This is a genomic window from uncultured Gemella sp. (assembly GCF_963525875.1).
Lineage (GTDB): Bacteria > Bacillota > Bacilli > Staphylococcales > Gemellaceae > Gemella.
The window spans coordinates 1-3,167 of record NZ_CAURMG010000080.1 but is presented as its reverse complement, the minus strand read 5'-3'; the positions used below and the strand labels follow the sequence as shown (position 1 = coordinate 3,167).

At 30.6% G+C, this 3,167-nt stretch carries 5 protein-coding genes; 3 read left to right on the top strand and 2 right to left on the bottom strand.

The genetic code is table 11. The features are described 5' to 3' along the window. The first annotated feature begins 62 nt into the window (after positions 1-62). From RWQ73_RS07895 to RWQ73_RS07885, 3 genes are all read left to right on the top strand, one after another. Entirely contained in the window at positions 63-218 is a 156-nt protein-coding gene (locus RWQ73_RS07895; protein ID WP_003144715.1) for an SE1561 family protein, read from the top strand. A gap of 71 nt (positions 219-289) precedes the next feature. Then, the gene (gene rlmD / locus RWQ73_RS07890) at positions 290-1,645 is read left to right on the top strand and encodes a 23S rRNA (uracil(1939)-C(5))-methyltransferase RlmD (RefSeq protein ID WP_314407840.1); all 1,356 of its coding nucleotides are present in this window, start codon (positions 290-292) and stop codon (positions 1,643-1,645) included. Between the two features lie 17 nt (positions 1,646-1,662). Then, positions 1,663-2,247: a uracil-DNA glycosylase family protein gene (locus RWQ73_RS07885; protein WP_314407838.1), complete on the top strand. Its 585-nt coding sequence runs from the start codon at positions 1,663-1,665 to the stop codon at positions 2,245-2,247. A gap of 70 nt (positions 2,248-2,317) precedes the next feature. Here the strand turns inward: RWQ73_RS07885 and RWQ73_RS07880 are convergent, their stop codons facing one another. Further along, positions 2,318-2,599, bottom strand: a complete 282-nt coding sequence (locus RWQ73_RS07880; protein WP_314407836.1) for a peptidase dimerization domain-containing protein — start codon at positions 2,597-2,599, stop codon at positions 2,318-2,320. 2 nt (positions 2,600-2,601) lie between these two features. Next, a partial coding sequence (locus RWQ73_RS07875; protein ID WP_314407834.1) for a M20/M25/M40 family metallo-hydrolase occupies positions 2,602-3,167 on the bottom strand: 566 nt, incomplete at its 5' end.

Sequence of the window (3,167 nt, the reverse complement as noted above, 5' to 3'; positions counted from 1 at the left end):
TATGAGTTGAATTTTTGTGAATTTATATTATAATGGAATAGAGAACAAAAAAGGAGAATGTTATGCCTAATAATATTTTAGAAGAATTAAAAACGAAATTTGAAGATTTTGCAAGTGAGTTAGAAAATATTGAACCTGAAAAAGTTGATTTAACTCAAATTGATAGATTAATAGCATTAGTAGAAGAATTAGATAACGAAATTAAAACTATAAAATAATAGTAGAATTGGATAAGCTGAAGTGGGAGTGTTTTGCTTTTACTCAGCTTATCTTCATGAATGAGGATACGATGAAAAATAAAAACGGTAAAAAATTAAACGTCTTACTTACAATTAAGAAAATAGGAATAAATGGTGAGGGGATAGGATATTATAAAAAGAAAATTACTTTTGTAAAAGGTGCTCTACCTGATGAGGTTATTGTTTGTGAAATAGTAGAAGAGACACCAAAATATATTATTGGAAAACTTGTTAAAGTAAAAGAACCTAGTCCACATAGAGTAGAAATTAAAAAAGAATATGCTGAAAGTGGAGCATACGGTTTAGCTCATGTTAGTTATGAAAAACAATTAGAATACAAACGTACAATTTTATTAGATGCATTCGATAAGTATTATAGACTACCAAAACCTGATAAATTAGTTCTAAAAACATTAGCGAGTCCTGTAACAGAAGGGTATCGTAACAAAAACCAATTTCCACTAGCTGTTAGAAATGGACGTGTTATTGCAGGGTTATATAAAGAAGGTTCTAACGATTTAGTTGAAATCAATGAAGATTTAGCATTGCATGAGAATGGTAATAAAATAACAAATTTAGCTAAGAAATTACTAGGAAAATATAAAGTAGAAATTTCTACAAACAAAAAGAATTATGGTGTGAAGTATATTGCTACAAGAACTTCATTCTATAATGGAGATGTTCAAGTAACATTTGTAGCGAATACTGATAAGATTAAAAACATGGATAAGGTCGTTAATGAACTTAAGCGTGAAAGAATCGTTAAAAGTATTATATTAAATATTACTAATGATAAAGATCATTTAGTGATGGGAACAGAAAGTGTAACTTTATACGGTTCAGATTATATCGTTGAAAAAATCGGTGATATTAAGTATGAACTTTCGGCTAAATCATTCTTCCAATTAAACCCGCCAGCAACTAAAAAACTTTATGATAAAGTAGTAGAATTTGCTGCACTAAAAGAAACAGATGTTGTATTAGATGCATTTTGTGGAGTTGGAACAATTGGACAATATGTTAGCCGTAATTGTAAAGGAGTATATGGTGTAGATATTATTCCATCTGCGATTAACGACGCTAATGACAATGTGAAACTAAACAACTTAACAAATTGTACTTATGTTGCAGGAGATGCTAATAAAATAGTTCCACGTTGGAAGAAAAAAGGAATTAACTTTGATGTTGCAATAGTAGACCCACCACGTGTAGGACTTGGACCACTAGCTAAAAACTTATTAGCGGTTGACGCTAAGAAAATTGTTTATGTGAGCTGTAATCCATCTACATTAGCACGTGACTTAAAAGTGTTAACAAGAAAATATAAAATTAGACGTATTCAACCAGTGGATATGTTCCCAGGAACAGCGGCGGTTGAAGCGGTAGTTGAGTTAATTAGAAAATAATTTTTAGAGGGAAAAATATGGATAGTTTTGAACAATTGAAAAAAGAAATAATGGCAGATAGTGATAATAAAAAATACACAGATGAAGGAATAGAACCTTTATTTTCTACCCCAAGCACGGCTAAAATATTAATCGTAGGTCAAGCTCCTGGTATTAAAGCTCAAGAGAGTAAAATCTTCTTCAATGATAAAAGTGGAGTTAAGCTTCGTGAGTGGATGGGGATAGATGATGAGATATTTTATAAATCTGGTTTAATAGGTGTAGTTCCGATGGATTTCTATTATCCTGGCAAAGGTAAGAGTGGAGATTTACCACCACGTAAGGACTTTGCAACTAAATGGCATTCTAAAGTTTTAGAGCTCATGCCTAATCTCGAACTTATTATTCTTGTGGGTAAATATGCTCAAGATTATTACTTGGGAAATGATAAAAAACAAAATTTAACGGAAACTGTATTTAATTATAAACAATATTTACCACGTTATTTTCCGATTGTTCATCCTTCTCCGTTAAATTTTAGATGGCATAACAAAAATCCATGGTTTATTGAAAAAGTAGTACCTGAATTGCAAAAAAGGGTGAAGGAAATACTAGGACAATAAATTATAAATAAAGACTGAGGTAACTTGAAGATTTCTATGAAATCCTGATTTCAAGCCACGCTCAGTCTTTTTAATTTTCTATTATTTCAAATCTAGTCTGCTCACCATAATATACCAGAAGTGAAGATAGTATTGTTTTTAATTGTTTTAAATTATAGGTTTTTAAAATAATTTCTGCCTTACCTGAGATTACATTAAAAGCATCACCACTTTTTATAGAGATTATCTCTATATTTTTATATTTTGTAGTTTTTCTAACAAATTCACCAGTAATAACAGTTGTATCGATAGCTTCATGAGGTTCAGCTCCGTGTCCACCTTTACCGTAGATAGTAACTAAATATGTGTTCATATCTATTGTTCCTCCTTAAGATTTTTTATTACATTAGCGGAATCAAATGCTAATGTTAAGAATATTGAAGCTGTTTGTTTCATTACTTCTTCTTCAAAATCAAAATTTGGATGATGGTGTGGATACTTAGCGAAGGTAGAATTACCAGCACCGATTAAGAAGAATGCTCCTGGGACTTCTTCAACATAATATGCAAAATCTTCTCCAATCATAAGTGGTTCAATTTCCAACTGTTTAATATCTGGAAGAATCTTAGAAGTTGCTTTTTGTATTTCTACTGTTCCTTTTTTATGATTTATAAGAGGTGGATAACCACCATAATATATAAACTCTATATTAGTTCCAGAATATTCACTTTCTAATGCTTTGCATAAGTTTTGAAGTTTAGTTAGCACCATTTTATGAAGTTCTTTATTAAAATGTCTAATAGTTCCCGTAATACTAGCTTCTTCAATAGAACTTTCTAATTTTCCTAAGGTGATGACAAGTGTTTCCCTCGGTTTAGAAAATCGTGAAACTATTTGTTGAGTCATACTAACAAATTCTGCAGCAATAATGTTTGCATTTT